Genomic DNA, 16,238 nt, shown 5'->3' on the forward strand with positions numbered 1-16,238 from the left:
AACACGCCCGAGGCCCGCCCGTCGCTCAGTGGCCGCCGGGGGCGTTCCAGTCGACGAGTTGGACGATGACGCCGTTGGGGTCGGTGACCTGGAAGGCGCGCTCGCCCCACGGCTCCTCGCGCAGCGGCATGGTGATCGTGACGCCCTCGGCGGTCAGGCGGGCCAGTTCGGCTTCCAGGTTGTCGACCACGAAGGCGAGGATCACCCCGTCGGCGTGGTCCTCGCGCTGGTCCGCGGGGAGCGAGGCAAGACCCCTGCGCAGGTAGATGACGTTCATCCCCGCGTCGTCGCGGGTCAGGGAGGCGAAACCGTCGGCGGCCAGCTCCTCGCGGAATCCGAAGTGGTCGGTGAGGAACGCGCTGGACGCCGTGACGTCGTCGACGTTCAGGGACACGGCGGAGGCGGTGATCGACATGAGGACCCCTTGATTCCGGAAGGCAACTAACCATCTCTGTACGCCGTACACTGTACTGCGTACAGAGATGGTTGTGGGGGAGGATGTCCGAATGTCCCTCCACCGCAGCAGCGCCGGTGATCCGGCCCGTTCCCTGGAACTGCTCTGGCGTGTCCCCACCGCCCCGCGGCGCGGTCCGCAGCAGCGGCTCGACGTCGACCGGGTGGTCGCCGTCGCCATCGCACTGGCGGACGCCGAGGGCCTGGACGCGCTGACCATGCGGCGCGTCGCCCAGCAGCTGGGAGTGGTCCCCATGACGCTCTACACCTATGTGCCGGGCAAGGCCGAGCTGCTGGACCTCATGCTGGACACCGTCTACCTCCGGATGCCCCGGACCGACACCGCCGGACGCCCGTGGCGGGCTCGACTGACCGCCGTCGCGGAGGAGAACCGGGCGTTGTTCGAGGCGCACCCGTGGGCGGCGGCGATCTCCACCGGGCGGCCGCCGCTGGGTCCGGGGATGATGGCCAAGTACGAACACGAACTGTCGGCGCTGGACGGACTCGGGCTCGACGACGTCGAGTTGGATGCGGCCCTGACGTTCCTGCTCACCTTCGTCCAGGCCAACGCCAGGTCGGCGGCGGAGGCCCGGGCCGCCCGGCGGGACAGCGCGATGGACGACGAACAGTGGTGGGCGGCCAACGCCCCCCTGCTGGAGAGGGTTCTCGACCCGCGGGTCTACCCCACCGCCGCACGGGTGGGCACGGCGGCCGGCACGGCGCACGGCGCCGCGTACAGCCCCGCGCACGCCTGGGAGTTCGGTCTCGGGCGCGTGCTCGACGGGCTCGCCGTCCTCGTCGAGGGCCGCGGTGACGCCGCCCGGAGCGGAACACCGTAGTGCGGGGGCTGCAGGGCAGTCGGGTCGCTAGCGGGTGACCGGGAGCCCCGCAGCCTTCCAGGCCTGGAAGCCGCCGATCAGGTCGGTCGCGCGGTGCAGGCCGAGTTGGTGCAGGGAGGCGGCGGCCAGGCTGGAGGCGTAGCCCTCGTTGCAGATCACGACGATGCGCAGGTCGTGACCGGTGGCCTCAGGGATCTTGTGACTGCCCTGGGGGTCCAGGCGCCACTCCAGTTCGTTGCGCTCGATGACGAGGGCGCCGGGGATCAGTCCGTCGCGCTCCCGCAGCGCCGCGTACCGGATGTCCACGAGCAGCGCTTCGCCGACCTGGGCCGCGTCGTGCGCCTCCTGCGCCTCGACGCGCCGGTAGCCGGTCCGTACTCGCTCCAGCAACTCGTCTATCCCGAGTGGTTGCTCTTCCGGACCGCTCACTGCCAGTCCTCCGGGCGCTCGACCTGCTCCAGGCGCAGCACCTGGCCGCTGCGGCTGTAGCGGCGGATCCGGGGCAGCGGCGGGTAGTAGGCGTGGACGGAGATCGCGTGGTGCTCGGTGGACTCGTTGAGCACCTCGTGGACGTGGTCGCGCCCGAACGAGCGGCCCTTTCCGGCCGGCAGCCGGCGCTCGCGGTCGACGCCCTCGGAGAGCTCCAGGGTCCGCCAGCCGTCGGTGGGCAGCCGGGTGGCGAGCGAGTGCTCCTTGAGCTCGCCGGCCGCCGTGAGGAAGGCGCCGACGGAATCGGCGTGGTCGTGCCAGCCGGTGCCGGTGCCGGGTGGCCAGCCGATCAGCCAGGCCTCGCTGCCGCCGGGGCCGTCGAGCCGGATCCAGGTGCGGCCCTCGGGGTCCAGCGGGAGTGAGGCGATCAGCTCGGCGTCGGTGGCCGTACGCCGGACGAAGTCGAGGAGGTCCGCCTGGGTGGGCGCGTCGAGGGGCGCGGCGGCGGAAGCGGAAACGGAGGAGGAGAGGGAGGCAGACACGTGCACCGTTCCTGATGAGAGTTCGCAGAACAGGGCGCAGACGGCGCCCGGAGAGAAAGGGAGATGCGAAGTCAGCAGGACGGAAGACACACGCAGCCCGCATAGCGGACCAGGTCCACATGGACCTTCCGCCACAGGCGCACAGTGGTGTCGTTCACGATGCGGAGTACACCATGCCGGTGCGGGCCGGTCAACTCACAGTCACATGGTGGACCGCAGGGTGACCGCGGTCACCGCGCGCGGGAACCGGCCCGGGTGTCGGCCTCCACTTCCGTCCTCGCCGTCTCCGTCCTCTCCGCTTCGGTCCTCGCCGTTTCCGTCCTCTCCTTTTCCGTTCGCTCCTTTTCCGGCCGGTCCTTTTCCTTGCCGCCCAGAGTCGCCTCGGCGGCCGAGTACAGATCGGCCGGCCGGACCCCGTTGAGGGCGGTGACCAGATGTCCGTCGGGGCGCACGAGCAGCACGGTGTGCGCCGGGGCGCCGGGGTAGGCCTCGGCGACCAGCAGCTCGGCCGGGTGCGGCAGCGCGGTCACGGCCGCCGCGAGCCGGGGCATGATCCCGGCGGAGACCCAGTGCTTGCGGTCCCACACGCCCGTACCCGGCGCGACGAGGACCACCAGCAGCGCACCGCGGCCCAGCCGCGAACGCAGCGGCACGAAGGTCCCGTCCTCCGCGGTGACCCGGACATCGGTGACCGGGGCGCCCGGCGGGGTGTCGACCGGGATCTCGTGCTCCAGTTGCCGGGGCGCGAGAGGCGAGTCGGCGTACGCCCCCGGCGCACCGAGCGCGCCGTGTCCCAGGTGACCGTCGGTGAGGAGCGCGTCGTGCCCCCGGGACGCGCCCGGCACGAACCCGCGCAACCCCCGGCCGCCGCGCAGCACCGGCAGGACCTGGTCGGCGGCGCGCAGCCGGGCCGCGACCGCCGTGCGGCGCTCGGTCTGGTAGCTGTCCAGCAGCGCCTCGTGCGGGCCGTGGTGCCAGGCCGGGGCCAGCTTCCAGGCCAGGTTGTCGACGTCCCGCAGTCCCTCGTCCAGCCCGTGGGTGCCGAGCGCGCCGAGCAGGTGGGCCGCGTCCCCGGCGACGAACACCCGGCCCACCCGCCACCGGCGGGCGAGCCGGTGGTGCACCGTGTGGACCCCGGTGTCCAGGAGGTCGTACGGCGGTGTGGTGCCGCCCGTCCAGCCCGCGAGCGTCTCGCGGATCCGGTTGACGAGGAGCTCGGGCGTCACCAGGTCCTTGCCGGGGGGCAGCAGCCAGTCCAGGCGCCAGACGCCGTCCGGGAGGGGGCGGGCGGTCACCTCCCCGGCCGAGGGCCCGGACGTCCGCCACGGCGGTGTCCGATGGAGCAACGCCTGACCCGGCCACGGAAGTTCCGCGCGCAGCGCGGCGACCGCGTGCCGCTCCACCGCCGTGCGGCCCGGGAAGCGGATGTCCAGGAGCTTGCGCACGGTCGACCGCGGGCCGTCGCAGCCGACCAGGTAGCTGCCGCGCCACCAGGTGCCCCTGGGGCCACGGGTGTGCGCGGTGACGCCGGAGCGTTCCTGCTCGACGCCGTCGAGGCGGCTGTCGGTGGCGACCTTGACCAGTGGTTCGTCGGCGATCGCGGCGCGCAGGGCGTTCGTCAGCACGTGCTGGGCGATGTGCAGCGGTGACGGCTCGGTGGCGTCGTCGAAGAGCACCTCGCGCATCACCTGCCGGCGGCGCATCGACCGCCAGCCGGTCCAGCGGGCCCCCAGCTCGTCCAGCGGGGCCCCGCTCAGCCGGGTCATCAGAACGGCGGTGTCCTCGGGCAGCACCACGGTGCGCGCCGGCCGGGACTCGTCCTTGCCCGGCCCCTCGTCCAGGACGACGGACGGCACCTCCTGACGGGCCAGCGCCAGGGCGAGCGTGAGCCCGACGGGCCCCGCTCCGACGATGATCACCGGGTCCACGGCGCGACGCCCCCTGCCCGTACGCAAGTCCCGGCGGACATGGATGAACAGATTGGTGGAGCAGGGTGCACGATCACAGAACGTATGCAACAGACTGGGCGCCAGCGGGTCAAGCGGCGCACCCGGGGACACGTCAGCATGGCGGGCGCGCGGACCCCGTCACGGCGCCGCGCACACCCGAGGGCGGCGATCGTACGACCGCCGCCCTCGGGTGTCTCACGCGGGTTGACCGGGCGTCAGGCGGACGCTCCCGAGCCGAAGCCGCCACCCACCTCGGCCGCGTTCAGTTCGTCGACGTCCTCGGCGCCCAGGACCGCGCCGGTGCCGCGCTTGCTGCGCCGCAGCCGGGCCTCGAGCCAGGACGCGAACGTGGTGAGCGCGAGGTTCAGCAGGATGAAGATGACGGCGACGACGACGAAACTGGGGATGACGTTGGCGTAGTTGGCGGCCAGTGTGCCGCGTGCCGTGAGCAGTTCCGTGAACTGGAGCATCACTCCGCCCAGCGCGGTGTCCTTCACGATCACCACGAGCTGGCTGACGATGGCGGGCAGCATCACGGTGACCGCCTGCGGCAGCAGGATGCCGGTCATCGTCTGCCCCTTGCGCAGCCCGATCGCGTACGCCGCCTCGGTCTGCCCCTTCGGCAGGGCGAGGACGCCTGCCCGGACGACCTCGGCGAGCACCGAGGCGTTGTAGAGCACCAGGCCGGTGACGACCGCGTACAGCGGCCTCTCGTCGCTGCCGACGTCGGTGGAACGGACGAAGAACTCGTTCGCGAACAGCATCAGCAGCAGTACCGGGATCGAGCGGAAGAACTCCACGACCCAGCTCGCCGGGATCCGCACCCACGCGTGGTCGGACATCCGGGCTATGCCGAAGACCGCGCCCAACGGCAGGGCGATCACCATGGCGAGCGCCGCCGCCTTGAGGGTGTTGCCGAGGCCCGGCAGCAGATACGTGGTCCACGCCTCGGAGGTGGTGAACGGCTGCCACAGCGCCCACTTCAGCTGGCCCTTGTCGTCCAGCTTCTGCCAGACCCACCACACCAGCAGGGCGAGGAGCAGCAGGAAGACCATGGAGAGCAGCGCGTTGCGCCGCTTGGCGCGGGGCCCGGGGGTGTCGTACAGGACCGAGCTCATCGCTTCACCGCCAGGCGCTTGGCGAGCCAGCCGAGGAACAGGCCGGTCGGGAGGGTCAGGACCACGAAACCGAAGGCGAAGACCGCGCCGATGGCCAGCGTCTGGGCCTCGTTCTCGATCATCGTCTTCATCAGGGCGGCGGCCTCGGCGACACTGATCGCCGCGGCCACCGTGGTGTTCTTGGTGAGCGCGATCAGGACGTTGGCCAGCGGGCCGATCACCGCGCGGAAGGCCTGCGGCAGCACGATGATCCGCAGGGTCTGGAAGAAGTTCAGCCCGATCGCGCGGGCCGCCTCGGCCTGTCCCACGGGCACGGTGTTGATGCCGGAGCGGAGTGCCTCGCAGACGAAGGCCGCGGTGTAGGCGGTCAGACCGAGCACCGCGAGGCGGAAGCCCTGGGCCTTGAAGTCCTGGGTGCCGAGCGTGACGCCGAAGATGTCGGCGAGACCGAGCGAGGTGAAGATGATGATGACCGTCAGGGGGATGTTCCGGACGATGTTGACGTAGGCGGTGCCGAAGCCGCGCATCAGCGGGACCGGGCTGACCCGCATCGCGGCCAGCAGGGTGCCCCAGACCAGGGAGCCGACGGCGGAGAGGACGGTCAGTTCCACCGTCGTCCAGAACGCCCCTAGGACGTCGTAGCCTTGAAGAAAGTCGAACACGATTTCCCGCGCTTCCGGGTGTGTGGCGTACGTGGAGGGCATGGCGCGCCGCCGCCGGGGAAGCGGTGGCCGCGGCGCGCCCGAGGAACCGTGCGAGGGCCTGCTGCCGGATCCCCGCGTCGGCGGAGTCCCGCGATCCGCGCGGGACTCCGCCGTGCGTGGCGCCTTACTTGACGATGACGCCGACCTTCGGGGCGGGCTCGTTCTTGTAGTCGGCCGGGCCGAAGTTCTTGTCGACGGCCTTCTGCCAGGAGCCGTCGGAGACCATCTTCTCCAGCGCCTTGTTGATCTTGTCGACGGTCGCGGAGTCGCCCTTCTTGACGCCGATGCCGTAGTTCTCGTTGCTCAGCTTCAGGCCGGCGAGCTTGAACTGGCCCTTGTACTTGTCCTGCGAGGCGAAGCCCGCGAGGATCGAGTCGTCCGTGGTCACGGCGTCGACGGCGCCGCTCTGCAGGCCCGCGATGCACTCCGAGTAGGTGCCGACCTCCTTGAGGTTCGCCTTCGGGGCGATGGTCTTCTGGAGGTTCTGCGCCGAGGTCGAACCGGTCACGGAACACAGCTTCTTGCCGTTGAGGTCCGTGCCCTTGGAGATGGTCGAGTCCTTCTTGACCAGCAGGTCCTGATGGGCCAGCAGGTACGGGCCGGCGAAGTCCACCTTCGCCTTGCGCTCGTCGGTGATCGAGTAGGTGGCCGCGATGAACTTCACGTCACCGCGCGCGAGGGCGTTCTCCCGGTCGGCGCTCTTGGTCTGCACGAACTCGATCTGGTTCGGCTTGTAGCCGAGCTGGCCGGCGACGTACGTGGCCACGTCCACGTCGAAGCCCGAGAAGGAGCCGTCGGGGTTCTGCAGGCCGAGACCGGGCTGGTCGTACTTGATGCCGATCTTGATCTTTCCGCCGCCCGACGAACCGCTGTCCTTCTTGTCGCCGCCGCACGCGGTGGCGGACACGGCGAGGGCGAGCACGGCGGCCGAGACGGCGGTGACCTTGCGGAGCTGCATGAGGAACGTCCTTAAGAAGTGATGAGAGGGTGCTGGATCGCCGCGCGGGTCAGTGGTGCAGGATCTTCGACAGGAAGTCCTTGGCCCGGTCGCTGCGCGGGTTGCTGAAGAACTGGTCGGGGGCGGCCTCTTCGACGATCCGGCCGTCGGCCATGAAGACCACCCGGTTCGCCGCCGAGCGGGCGAAGCCCATCTCGTGGGTGACCACGACCATCGTCATGCCGTCCCGGGCCAGTTGCTGCATGACCTCCAGGACCTCGTTGATCATCTCGGGGTCGAGGGCCGAGGTCGGCTCGTCGAAGAGCATCACCTTCGGGTCCATCGCCAGTGCCCGGGCGATGGCGACGCGCTGCTGCTGGCCGCCGGAGAGCTGTGCGGGGTACTTGTCGGCCTGGGTGCCCACGCCGACCCGGTCGAGCAGCGCGCGGGCCTTCTCCTCGGCCTGCTTCTTGTCTGTTCTGCGGACCTTGAGCTGCCCGAGCATCACGTTCTCGAGCACCGTCTTGTGCGCGAAGAGGTTGAAGGACTGGAAGACCATGCCGACGTCGGCGCGCAGCCGGGCCAGTTCCCTGCCCTCCTGGGGCAGCGGCCTGCCGTCGATGGTGATCGTTCCGGAGTCGATGGTCTCCAGGCGGTTGATGGTGCGGCACAGGGTGGACTTGCCGGACCCGGAGGGGCCGATCACCACGACGACCTCACCGCGATCGATCGTCAGTTCGATGTCCTGGAGCACGTGCAACGCGCCGAAGTGCTTGTTGACGCTCTTCAGGACGACCAGTTCGCCGGTCGCGGCTTTGTCTTCCTCGGCCACCGATACTTCGGTCATCGCTATCGGGCTCCGTCCTCCTCGGTTTCGGAGGAATGTAATGAGGGCGCATGACCAGCGTCATTACATCTGAGCGAGATCTGAGCATCACGATCCGATAGCATTCGGACACCTGTCGTAGCAGGGTCGACCCGGCCGTATATCGGCCGCGTAACGGAACCCGCCCACCGCCGGAACCCACTTGACGCCGCCCGCGTCCATCAGCGTGACTGCCCTGATGCACGCACGCGTGCGCGTACGTTCACTGCAGCCGGAGGGGGCCGGGATGAGACTGCTGCTCGTCGAGGACGACAACCACGTCGCCGCCGCACTCTCCGCCGTCCTGGCCCGGCACGGATTCTCCGTCACCCACGCGCGCAGCGGCGAGGAGGCGCTCAAGGCCCTCGTACCCGACAGCGACGCCTACGACGTCGTCCTGCTCGACCTCGGCCTGCCCGACCAGGACGGCTACGAGGTCTGCGGCAAGATCCGCAAGCGCACCGGCACCCCGGTGATCATGGTGACCGCCCGCTCCGACGTCCGCTCCCGCATCCACGGCCTCAACCTCGGCGCCGACGACTACGTGGTGAAGCCCTACGACACCGGGGAACTGCTCGCCCGGATCCACGCCGTCAGCCGGCGCACCCACCACGACGAGGGCCAGGCCGGCGGCGAAGGCGACAGCGCGCTGCGGCTCGGCCCGGTCCGTATCGAACTGCCCACCCGCCAGGTCAGCGTGGACGGCACGGTCGTCCAGCTCACCCGCAAGGAGTTCGACCTGCTGGCACTGCTCGCCCAGCGGCCCGGCGTGGTGTTCCGCCGGGAGCAGATCATCAGCGAGGTGTGGCGCACCAGCTGGGAGGGGACCGGTCGCACCCTGGAGGTCCATGTCGCCTCCCTGCGCGCCAAGCTGCGCATGCCCGCCCTCATCGAGACGGTACGCGGCGTCGGCTACCGGCTCGTCGCCCCGGCCGCTTAGCGGGGACGGGTGCGCACACGTCTCCTCCCGCTGCTCATCGTCCTGCTGGCGGCCGTGCTGCTCGCGCTCGGCGTCCCGCTCGCCGTCAGCACGGCCTCCGCCCAGCAGCAGAAGGTCGTCGTCGACCGGATCGACGACACCGCGCGGTTCGCGGCCCTGGCCCAGTTCGTCACCGACGCGCCCACCACCGCCCGCCCCATGCGCACCGACGACCGGCTGGAGACCCTGCGCCGCGAACTCGCCAGCTACTACGGCGTCTACGGCATCCGCGCGGGCGTCTTCTACCGCAACGCGTCCTCCATGGCCAACGCCCCCGACGACTGGGTGCTGCCGACGACGGGCGAGGTCAGGGAAGCGTTCGACGAGGCGCTCCTGAGCCGTCGCAGCCACGACCCCGCGCAGGTGTGGCCCTGGCAGCGCACCCGGCTGGTGGTGGCCTCCCCGGTCATCCGGGACGGCGACGTCGTCGCCGTCGTGGTCACCGACTCGCCCACCGGCCAGATGCGCTCCCGCACCCTGCGCGGCTGGCTGTTCATCGGCGCCGGCGAGTTCGCCGCGATGCTGCTCGCCGTCGGCGCCGCGCTCAGGCTGACCGGCTGGGTGCTGCGGCCGGTACGGATCCTGGACGCCACCACGCACGCGATCGCCAGCGGGCGGCTGAAGTCCCGGGTCGCGGCGGCCGGCGGCCCGCCGGAACTCAGACGGCTGGCCCACGCGTTCAACGAGATGGCCGACAACGTCGAGGACGTGCTGGAGCAGCAGCGGGCGTTCGTCGCCGACGCGTCCCACCAACTGCGCAACCCGCTCGCCGCGCTGCTGCTCCGCATCGAACTGCTCGCCCTCGAACTCCCCGAGGGCAACGAGGAGATCGCCTCCGTCCGCACCGAGGGCAAGCGGCTCGCCCAGGTCCTGGACGACCTGCTCGACCTGGCGCTGGCCGAGCACGCCGAGGCGGACCTGATGCTGACCGACGTGGGGCAACTGACCCGGGAGCGGGTCGCCGCGTGGGCGCCGGCCGCCGCGGCGAAGGGCGTCCGGCTGGCCGGTGACTGCCCGCCGACCACCGGGTGGGCCGACCCCGTCACGCTGTCCAGCGCACTGGACGCGGTGATCGACAACGCGGTGAAGTTCACGCCGGAGGGCGGCGTGGTCGAGGTGGCCGTGGCCGTCGACGGCGGGGCCGCGAAGGTCGTGGTCACCGACACGGGGCCGGGGCTCACCGACGAGGAACTCGCGCGTGTGGGGGACCGGTTCTGGCGCAGCGGACGGCACCAGAACGTGAAGGGGTCGGGGCTGGGGCTGTCGATCACCCGGGCGCTGCTCGCGGCGGGCGGGGGTTCGCTGTCGTACGAGCACCATGAGCCACGGGGGTTGCGGGTGACCGTTTCGGTGCCGCGGGGAGAGTGAGCACGCTCGTCGGGCACCGCCCCGCGGCCCCGAGAGCACCGGGGCGCTCCCGTCAGGGTTTCACCGAGCGGTAGTAGCGGCGTGCGCCCTCCTGCAGGGGCAGGGGGTCCGTGTAGATCGCGGTGCGCAGGTCCACCAGTTGGGCGGAGTGGACGTGGTTGCCGATGTCGTCCCGGCTCTTGATCACCGTGCGGGTCACCCACTCCGTGAGGCGCGGGTCCACGTCCTTGCGGGTGATCAGGACGTTGGACACCGCGATCGTCGCCACCGGGGTGTTCTCCTGCACGGCCGGGTACGCCGACTCGGGCATGTTGGTCGCCCGGTAGTAGAGCGCGGCGTCGCCCTCGGAGTGCAGCCTGGTGACGAGGTTCCCGTCGATCGGGACGAACGTGAACGGGAACCGCTTCGCGAGGTCCACGAGCCCCTTGGTCGGCAGCCCGCCCGACCAGAAGAACGCGTCGATCCTTTTCTGCCGCAGCTGGTCGGGGCCGGTGTCTATGCCGTCGGACACCGGGGTGATGTCCTTCGCCGGGTCGATCCCGGCGGCCTTGAGCACCCGGTTGGCGATGAGCCGCACCCCCGAGTTGGGCAGCCCGATCGCGACCCGCCTGTGCCGCAGCTGCGCGACGTCGGTGATGCCCGAGTCCCGCGCCACGACCAGCTGGACGTAGTCGTCGTAGAGCCGCGCCACGCCGCGCAGCCGGCCGGCGCCCCTGCCGTCGTTCAGTTCGTACGTCTTCACCGCGTCGGCCGCCGCGATGGTGAAGTCGGCCTGGCCGGTGGCCACCCGCCGTACGTTCTCGTACGAGCCGGCGCTCTGCACCAGCTTCACCTTCAGCCCCGGCATGTCCTTGCCCAGCTCGGTGCGCAGCCGTTCGCCGTAGTCCTGGTAGACCCCGGCCAGGGTGCCCGTGCTGAAGGTGATCGTCCCGGTCGGCGGCTCCTCGCCGAGCGGCAGCAGCCACCACAGCAGCAGCCCGAACACGACGGCGCCGGCGGCCGCGCCCTGGAGCGCGCGGCGCCTGCCGATACGGGGGAACACCTTGGACATGCGGGCGATCCTGCCAGCCGGTCACGGTCCTGACCAGGCCGGGGGGAACCGGCGGCGGACCGGGACCGCCCGTGGCGCGACGGAACGGGACTGTCCGCGGCGGACGCTAGAGTCGTCCGCATGACCAGCCACACCTCGGCCGACGCTCCGACCAGCACCTCGCCCGCCCGGCTCGTCAGGGAGTTCCACCGCGCCTTCGGCCTGGACGCCCGCACCACTCCGACCGAGGTGTCCCCCGAACTGGCCGCGCACCGTGGGGAACTGCTCGCCGAGGAAGCCGCCGAGGTCGCCGAGGTCGCGGTCGCCGGGCCCCTGGACCGGCTCGCGCACGAACTGGCCGACGTCGTCTACGTGGCGTACGGCACCGCACTGGTGCACGGCATCGACCTCGACGCGGTGCTCGCCGAGATCCACCGCTCGAACATGAGCAAGCTGGGTCCGGACGGGCAGGTCGCCCGACGGGCCGACGGCAACGTCCTCAAGGGCGCGCACTACCGGGCCCCGGACGTCTCGGCGGTGCTGCGCAGCCAGGGCTGGACACCGGACGACGAGCACTGACCGCAGCCCTGCCGGGGGCTAGCCGCCGGCCTGGCCGAGCCGTACGTTCCAGCGGCCGGGGCCGCCCGTGACCTCCGTCGCCGTCAGCGGCGGCACGTCCAGGCGCCAGAACGCGGCCTCGGGCGCTCCCAGCGCGTGCAGCACCACGGCCCGGACCACCTCCGGCTCGACCACGGCGACGGTTCTGCCCGCCGCCTCGCCGGCGGTCTCCAACCACGTGGTGATGCGCGCGCAGAACTCCCGTACCGATTCGCCCCCGTGCGGTGCGGCCCCCGGCTCGGACAGCCATCGGACCAGCGCCTGCGGCTCGACGGCACCGACCTCCTCCAGCGTCCGCCCCCGCCAGCGTCCGGAGTCCAGGCCCGCCAGTGCGGGCTCCGCAGCGGCGTCCAGGCCCAGCGCGGCGGCCGTTTCACGGCAGCGCACGCTGGGCGAGCTGATCGCGCGTCCGGCGGCGGGCAGGGCCAGCGCCACCGCCCCGGGGTTCTCGATGGAGTCGCCGTCGTCGAAGCGGGCCCGCCGCAGCGAAGGGGTGATCGCCGGGGCGACGAGGACGACTCGGCAGGTCACGGGACGGAGGCTCCTCGGTGGTTCGGTCGAGCGGACGCCGGACGCCCCCGACAGTACGCCGTCCGGCACTCTGGCACTGACTCCGCTCCGGCACTCCGGCACTCCGGCACTCCGGCACTCCGGCGCTTCGGCACGTCGAGCGCCGGAGGAGTGTCAGTGCCGGCTGCCAGACTGGCCGGTGTGGACATCCAACGCCGTGAACTGGCCGCACGCTTCGTCGAACTGCACCGGGAAGGCTGCTTCCTGCTGCCCAACGCCTGGGACGCGGGAAGCGCCCGTGTCCTGGAGTCGGCCGGCTTCCCGGCCGTGGCCACCACCAGCGCGGGCGTGGCCTTCTCCCTGGGCCGCCCGGACCACGACTACGGCGGCGACCGGATCGACCGCGACACGATGATGGGTCGCATCGGTGAGATCGCCGCGGAGCTGCGCGTCCCGGTGAGCGCGGACCTGGAGGACGGCTTCGGCCGGGCGCCCGAGACCGTGGCCGAGACGATCGCGCTGGCCCTGGGGGCAGGAGCCGCGGGCGGCAACATCGAGGACTTCACCGGCGACCGCTCCCGCCCGCTGTACGACCCGGAGCTCTCGGCCGACCGCATCCGTGCCGCACGCCAGGCCGTCGACGCGGCCGGCGAGCCGTTCGTCCTGGTCGGTCGCACCGACGTGCTGCTGACCGGAGGCCCGCTCGCCGAGGCCGTTCACCGGGCCAACGCCTACCTCGCGGCGGGCGCGGACTGCGCGTTCGTGCCGGGCGCGGCCGACGCGGCGACGATCGGCACCCTGGTGAAGGAGATCGACGGGCCGCTGAACGTGGTCATGGGGTTGACGGGCGGCGACCTGTCGCTGGCCGAGCTGCGTGAACTCGGGGTGCGCCGGGTCACGGTGGGCGGCAGCATCGCGCGGGCGGTGTACGCGCAGCTGCTGGGCGCGGCACGGGAGCTGGCGGAGCGGGGCACCTTCTCGTACGCCGAGGTTCAGCTCCCGCAGTCGGACCTGAATGAACTCTTCCGGAGATGAACGGGCCCGTCCGGCGATGACGGAACGGGCGGGCCGGACCACTCCGGCCCGCCCGCGGCGGCTGCCGGACGGCCTCCCGCCCGGGACCGCCTACCCTTGACGCATGACCAGCAGCAGCGACCGGAGCCCGGTAGTGGACGTTCAGGCACCCAAGACCTACGAAGTGCGCACTTACGGGTGCCAGATGAACGTCCACGACTCCGAGCGATTGTCCGGACTGCTGGAGGAGGCCGGATACGTGCGCGCGCCCGAGGGGGCGGACGGGGACGCCGACGTGGTGGTCTTCAACACGTGCGCCGTGCGGGAGAACGCCGACAACCGGCTGTACGGCAACCTCGGCAGGCTCGCGCCGAGGAAGGCGGACCGGCCCGGGATGCAGATCGCGGTCGGCGGCTGCCTCGCGCAGAAGGACCGCGACACCATCGTGAAGAAGGCCCCCTGGGTCGACGTGGTCTTCGGCACGCACAACATCGGTCAGCTGCCGGTGCTGCTGGAGCGGGCCCGCGTCCAGCAGGAGGCGCAGGTCGAGATCGCCGAGTCGCTGGAGGCGTTCCCCTCCACCCTGCCGACCCGGCGCGAGAGCGCCTACGCAGCCTGGGTCTCGATCTCCGTCGGCTGCAACAACACCTGCACCTTCTGCATCGTCCCGGCCCTGCGCGGCAAGGAGAAGGACCGCCGCACCGGCGACATCCTCGCCGAGATCGAGGCACTGGTGGCCGAGGGTGTCAGCGAGATCACGCTGCTCGGGCAGAACGTCAACGCGTACGGCTCCGACATCGGCGATCGCGAGGCGTTCAGCAAGCTCCTGCGGGCCTGCGGCACCATCGAGGGCCTCGAGCGGGTGCGGTTCACGTCCCCGCACCCCCGTGACTTCACCGACGACGTCATCGCCGCCATGGCCGAGACGCCGAACGTGATGCCCCAGCTCCACATGCCGCTCCAGTCCGGCTCGGACACCGTCCTCAAGGCCATGCGTCGCTCCTACCGGCAGGAGCGCTACCTCGGGATCATCGAGAAGGTCCGCGCCGCCATCCCGCACGCCGCGATCACCACCGACATCATCGTGGGCTTCCCCGGCGAGACCGAGGCGGACTTCGAACAGACCCTGCACGTCGTCCGCGAGGCGCGCTTCACCCAGGCCTTCACGTTCCAGTACTCCAAGCGCCCCGGCACCCCGGCCGCCACCATGGAGGGCCAGATCCCCAAGGAGGTCGTCCAGGCGCGCTACGAGCGTCTCGTCGCCCTCCAGGAGGAGATCTCCTGGGACGAGAACAAGAAGCAGGTCGGCCGCACCCTGGAACTGATGGTCGCCGAGGGCGAGGGCCGCAAGGACGGCGCCACCCACCGGCTCTCCGGCCGCGCCCCCGACAACCGGCTGGTCCACTTCACCAAGCCGGACCAGGAGGTCCGCCCCGGCGACGTCGTCACGGTCGAGATCACCTACGCCGCCCCGCACCACCTCCTCGCCGAGGGCCCGACGCTCGGCGTACGGCGCACCCGCGCGGGCGACGCCTGGGAGAAGCGGAACGCGGTGGAGGCGGCCCGACCGGCGGGTGTCATGCTGGGCCTCCCGAAGATCGGGGTACCGGAGCCGCTGCCGGCGGCGACGGGAGGCTGCGCGGCGCACTGAGCGCGCGCCGGGGTCATCCAGAAGGGGCGGGCAGGGGGACGGGGCGCTGGGTCGTGGTCGTCGACCGCCGCGCCCGCCTGTACGAAATCGCCTGCACCCACCGTCCGGGAGTCGTCCTGCGCCAGAAGCGCCGGCAGGTCTACCGGGTGGGGGACGGCGACATGTACTACGCGGCCGTCGACGGCGCGATGTCCACGCACCGCGTGATGTACCGGCTGGCCGAACTGGCGTGGAGCACCCACCCGGAGTCCTGGCCCTGGGCATGGAAGCAGCCGGACCCGGGTGCGGGAGGCGCCTGAATCGCGCGGACCGAGCGCGGGTGGGGCCTGGACCGCGCGGGCCTTGCGCAGGGCGGCGCTGAATCGCGTCGCCCGGAAGTAGGCTGCCGTTCATGCTTGTCGCAGCAGCCGTCTGCCCCTGTCCGCCGCTCCTCGTCCCCGAGGTCGCGGCGGGCGCCGCGCCCGAGCTGGACGTGGTCCGTGCCGCCTGCGCCGGCGCGCTCGGCGTGCTCGCCGCGGCCCGCCCCGACCTGCTGCTGGTCGTCGGCCCTGCGGAGCAGCCCGGCCGCGGCGTGTTCCCCCAGGGCAGCCGTGGCACCTTCCGCGGCTACGGCGTCGGGATCGACGTACACCTGGGAGCCACCGGCCGGCCGGAGGGCGGACGGGCCGGCGAGGGGACGGACGGGGAGCGGGAACTGCCCGGCTCGCTCGCCGTCGGGGCCTGGCTGCTGGAGCGGTACGGGTGGGCCGGTGCCCCGGTCGAGGCGCTCGGTGTCGGCGAGCCGCTGGAGGCGGAGCAGTGTGTCGCGACCGGCCGGGAACTGGCCGGCCGGGCCGCCCGGGTGGCGCTGCTGGTCATGGGCGACGCCAGCGCCTGCCGCACCCTCAAAGCACCTGGTTACCTCGACGAGCGCGCCGCCCCCTTCGACGCCGAGGTCGCCCGGGCGCTCGGCGCGGCCGACCTCGCGGCGATCAGGGAACTCGACGCCGGACTGGCGTACCGGCTCAAGGCGTCCGGCCGCGCGCCCTGGCAGGTCCTCGCCGGCGCTGCCGAGAACGCGGACCTCGCCGGGGGACTGCTCTACGAGGACGCCCCGTACGGCGTCTGCTACCTGGTGGCCACCTGGTCCTGACGCGCCCGTGCCACGGGGGGGGGGGGGGGGGGGGGGCGGGGCCCCCGGGGGCACCCCGCCCGCCCCCGGGCCCCCGGGCCCCCCCGCCGCCTGTCGGCGG

General features: G+C 71.9%; 19 protein-coding genes. 8 read left to right on the top strand and 11 right to left on the bottom strand.

All coding sequences use genetic code 11. The features are described from left to right. Positions 1 to 25: 25 nt before the first annotated feature. Positions 26 to 415 carry a VOC family protein gene (locus ACZ3KP_RS10470; RefSeq protein WP_358979454.1) on the bottom strand — a complete coding sequence of 130 codons (390 nt, stop codon included), beginning with the start codon at positions 413 to 415 and terminating at the stop codon, positions 26 to 28. Positions 416 to 506: 91 nt separating this feature from the next. On the opposite strand from ACZ3KP_RS10470, the gene ACZ3KP_RS10475 reads away from it, so the two are divergent. Further along, positions 507 to 1,292: a TetR/AcrR family transcriptional regulator gene (locus tag ACZ3KP_RS10475; RefSeq protein ID WP_467498145.1), complete on the top strand. Its 786-nt coding sequence runs from the start codon at positions 507 to 509 to the stop codon at positions 1,290 to 1,292. Positions 1,293 to 1,319: 27 nt separating this feature from the next. Here ACZ3KP_RS10475 and ACZ3KP_RS10480 read toward each other — a convergent pair whose 3' ends face one another. The 8 genes from ACZ3KP_RS10480 to ACZ3KP_RS10515 form a co-directional block, all read right to left on the bottom strand. Further along, positions 1,320 to 1,721: a rhodanese-like domain-containing protein gene (locus tag ACZ3KP_RS10480; protein WP_467498147.1), complete on the bottom strand. Its 402-nt coding sequence runs from the start codon at positions 1,719 to 1,721 to the stop codon at positions 1,320 to 1,322. Further along, positions 1,718 to 2,263, bottom strand: coding sequence for a cupin domain-containing protein (locus tag ACZ3KP_RS10485; protein WP_467498149.1), 546 nt, complete (start codon positions 2,261 to 2,263; stop codon positions 1,718 to 1,720). Before ACZ3KP_RS10485 ends, ACZ3KP_RS10480 begins: the two co-directional genes overlap by 4 nt. Before the next feature lie 71 nt (positions 2,264 to 2,334). Next, positions 2,335 to 2,421: a putative leader peptide gene (locus tag ACZ3KP_RS10490; RefSeq protein WP_350779852.1), complete on the bottom strand. Its 87-nt coding sequence runs from the start codon at positions 2,419 to 2,421 to the stop codon at positions 2,335 to 2,337. 72 nt (positions 2,422 to 2,493) lie between these two features. Then, positions 2,494 to 4,191 (bottom strand): FAD-dependent monooxygenase, encoded by a 1,698-nt coding sequence (locus ACZ3KP_RS10495; RefSeq protein WP_467498151.1) that lies wholly within the window; start codon positions 4,189 to 4,191, stop codon positions 2,494 to 2,496. A gap of 236 nt (positions 4,192 to 4,427) precedes the next feature. Then, entirely contained in the window at positions 4,428 to 5,330 is a 903-nt protein-coding gene (locus ACZ3KP_RS10500) for an amino acid ABC transporter permease (RefSeq protein WP_467498153.1), read from the bottom strand. Then, positions 5,327 to 5,992: an amino acid ABC transporter permease gene (locus ACZ3KP_RS10505; RefSeq protein ID WP_358979466.1), complete on the bottom strand. Its 666-nt coding sequence runs from the start codon at positions 5,990 to 5,992 to the stop codon at positions 5,327 to 5,329. Before ACZ3KP_RS10505 ends, ACZ3KP_RS10500 begins: the two co-directional genes overlap by 4 nt. A 166-nt stretch (positions 5,993 to 6,158) precedes the next feature. Further along, entirely contained in the window at positions 6,159 to 6,992 is an 834-nt protein-coding gene (locus tag ACZ3KP_RS10510) for a glutamate ABC transporter substrate-binding protein (protein WP_467498156.1), read from the bottom strand. A gap of 49 nt (positions 6,993 to 7,041) precedes the next feature. After that, positions 7,042 to 7,818, bottom strand: coding sequence for an amino acid ABC transporter ATP-binding protein (locus ACZ3KP_RS10515; protein ID WP_358979469.1), 777 nt, complete (start codon positions 7,816 to 7,818; stop codon positions 7,042 to 7,044). Positions 7,819 to 8,083: 265 nt separating this feature from the next. On the opposite strand from ACZ3KP_RS10515, the gene ACZ3KP_RS10520 reads away from it, so the two are divergent. Together ACZ3KP_RS10520 and ACZ3KP_RS10525 are read left to right on the top strand one after the other, a co-directional pair. After that, entirely contained in the window at positions 8,084 to 8,776 is a 693-nt protein-coding gene (locus tag ACZ3KP_RS10520; protein ID WP_358979471.1) for a response regulator transcription factor, read from the top strand. A 9-nt stretch (positions 8,777 to 8,785) separates the two neighbouring features. Then, complete coding sequence (locus tag ACZ3KP_RS10525) at positions 8,786 to 10,183, top strand: sensor histidine kinase (RefSeq protein WP_467498159.1); 1,398 nt, start codon at positions 8,786 to 8,788, stop codon at positions 10,181 to 10,183. A 52-nt stretch (positions 10,184 to 10,235) separates the two neighbouring features. Here ACZ3KP_RS10525 and ACZ3KP_RS10530 read toward each other — a convergent pair whose 3' ends face one another. Then, on the bottom strand, positions 10,236 to 11,234 hold the full coding sequence (locus tag ACZ3KP_RS10530; protein ID WP_467498161.1) for a TAXI family TRAP transporter solute-binding subunit: 999 nt from the start codon (positions 11,232 to 11,234) through the stop codon (positions 10,236 to 10,238). A 120-nt stretch (positions 11,235 to 11,354) separates the two neighbouring features. Between ACZ3KP_RS10530 and ACZ3KP_RS10535 the strand changes: the two genes are divergently transcribed. Further along, positions 11,355 to 11,792: a pyrophosphohydrolase domain-containing protein gene (locus ACZ3KP_RS10535; protein WP_467498163.1), complete on the top strand. Its 438-nt coding sequence runs from the start codon at positions 11,355 to 11,357 to the stop codon at positions 11,790 to 11,792. Positions 11,793 to 11,810: 18 nt separating this feature from the next. Here the strand turns inward: ACZ3KP_RS10535 and ACZ3KP_RS10540 are convergent, their stop codons facing one another. Then, on the bottom strand, positions 11,811 to 12,362 hold the full coding sequence (locus ACZ3KP_RS10540) for a histidine phosphatase family protein (RefSeq protein WP_467498165.1): 552 nt from the start codon (positions 12,360 to 12,362) through the stop codon (positions 11,811 to 11,813). A 156-nt stretch (positions 12,363 to 12,518) separates the two neighbouring features. Between ACZ3KP_RS10540 and ACZ3KP_RS10545 the strand changes: the two genes are divergently transcribed. The 4 genes from ACZ3KP_RS10545 to ACZ3KP_RS10560 all read left to right on the top strand — a co-directional run bounded on the left by ACZ3KP_RS10545 (position 12,519) and on the right by ACZ3KP_RS10560 (position 16,138). Then, entirely contained in the window at positions 12,519 to 13,376 is an 858-nt protein-coding gene (locus ACZ3KP_RS10545) for an isocitrate lyase/PEP mutase family protein (protein WP_467498167.1), read from the top strand. Positions 13,377 to 13,479: 103 nt separating this feature from the next. After that, positions 13,480 to 15,006: a tRNA (N6-isopentenyl adenosine(37)-C2)-methylthiotransferase MiaB gene (gene miaB / locus ACZ3KP_RS10550; protein ID WP_467498169.1), complete on the top strand. Its 1,527-nt coding sequence runs from the start codon at positions 13,480 to 13,482 to the stop codon at positions 15,004 to 15,006. 53 nt (positions 15,007 to 15,059) lie between these two features. Beyond that, positions 15,060 to 15,305: a hypothetical protein gene (locus ACZ3KP_RS10555; RefSeq protein ID WP_467498171.1), complete on the top strand. Its 246-nt coding sequence runs from the start codon at positions 15,060 to 15,062 to the stop codon at positions 15,303 to 15,305. Positions 15,306 to 15,397: 92 nt separating this feature from the next. Continuing rightward, complete coding sequence (locus tag ACZ3KP_RS10560; RefSeq protein WP_467498173.1) at positions 15,398 to 16,138, top strand: class III extradiol dioxygenase subunit B-like domain-containing protein; 741 nt, start codon at positions 15,398 to 15,400, stop codon at positions 16,136 to 16,138. The last annotated feature ends 100 nt before the right edge of the window (positions 16,139 to 16,238 follow it).

The sequence above is a fragment of the Streptomyces sp. NPDC020958 genome (genome assembly GCF_055562175.1).